The 1,544-nt window shown below is 76.4% G+C and carries 1 protein-coding gene; it reads right to left on the minus strand.

The features are described 5' to 3' along the window. Positions 1–2: 2 nt before the first annotated feature. The gene (locus ACTUAL_RS17180) at positions 3–1,166 is read right to left on the minus strand and encodes a helix-turn-helix domain-containing protein (protein WP_440900981.1); all 1,164 of its coding nucleotides are present in this window, start codon (positions 1,164–1,166) and stop codon (positions 3–5) included. Positions 1,167–1,544: the final 378 nt, after the last annotated feature.

The following is a 1,544-nucleotide window of genomic DNA, read 5'->3' on the forward strand; positions in this document are numbered from 1 at the left end:
ACCTACGACGTCATCGCCACCGAACTCGACCGCCTGACCGGCTCACCCGCGCAGGCCCGCACCAGCTCGTGCACCCCGTAGTGCCCCGGCTTCGCCCGGTGCAGCAGCTGCGCCCGCCCGAGCGCGTCGAGCTGCGCCCGCGCGCGCCCGACGTCCAGCTGACCGGCCGAGGCGAGCCACCGGGGCGTGATCCGCCGTCCGCTGCCCGCCACCACGAGCCGGAACGCCCGCACCAGCTCCGGCGGCTGGTGGGACAGGGTCCAGGCCAGCACGCCGCGCACGTCCCCCACCCCCCGCTGCCGCGCCGCCAGCCCTGCCACCAGCGACTGCACCGACGTCTCCACCTTCGTCGCCACGACCTCCGCCGCCAGGCGCAGCGCCAGCGGCAGGCGGGCGCAGCGGTCCACGAGCTCCGCCGCCGCGTCCTGGTCGACCGACGGGCGGTTGCGGGTGAGCCTGGTCAGCAGGTCGAGGGCCTCCGCGGCGGTCAGGGGCGGCACGGGCAGGTGGATCGCGTCGCGCAGCGCGAACTCGCGCCCGGTGATCACCACCGCCCTGCCGGGCCACGCCGCGAGCAGCGGGCGGGCGTGCTCGGCGCTGCGGACGTTGTCCAGCACCAGCAGCGACCGCCGTCCCGGCGCCTTGGGCCGCACCTCGCTGTCGCGCCCGCGCAGGTCCACGTACACCGCCCCGTCCGGGAACCGGTGCCCCCTGCGGTGCGCCCACCGCACCACCGCCGCCGTCCGCCCGACCCCGCTGGGCCCGGACACCACCGCGTACCGGGGCCCGTCGACCAGCCCGTCCAGCGCCGCGAGGAACCGCTCCCGCCCGGCGAACCCGAACACCTCGGGCGGCAGCTCCCGCAGCACCCGCCCGCGCGCCTCCCGCCGCGCGCAGAGCACCTGCTCGACCTGGTCCCGGACCCGCCCGAGCCGCACCTCCTCGGCGGGCGTGGCCCCGAGCAGCCGCACGAGCACCCCGAACCGGTCCGTTGGCGGCAGCGTGGTGCCGGTGAGGTAGTCGGAGACCGTGCCGAGCGCGTACCCGGTCGAGGCGGCGATCTGGCGGACGGTCAGCTCACCGTCCCCGGTGGCGCGGGCACGGCGCGTGCGCAGGGCGCGTAAGTCGGCGGCGAGTTCGACGATGGTGGGTGCGCTGTCCGGCATGGCTGCTCTCGATCCCCTCGGGCTGTCTACGTGGGGTGGATCGCCGCAGGGGCCGCAGACGTGACCCGACCGCCGAAGAGGACTACCTGTTCGTGTGGATGTGGGGTGCGGGTGTAACTACGTTCGGTGATCGATACGGTTTCTCGGGAGCGTCCGCCGGCCGGATGAAAACGTCCTCATGAACGGTTCACCTGCCGCTCAGCCGCGCGCCGCAGGCTGTTCCCCGTGGACACCTTCACCTGCACGACCCGCCCCGAGCAGGCGACCGTCCCACTCGCCCGCCCCGAACCGCCGCGCGGGCGCCCGCCCCCCCCCCTACCCCGCGCCCTCGCCCCCCACGCGGTGGGGGGCGCCCCCCCCCACGCGGACGGGGTGCTC

This window comes from Actinosynnema sp., assembly GCF_052038725.1.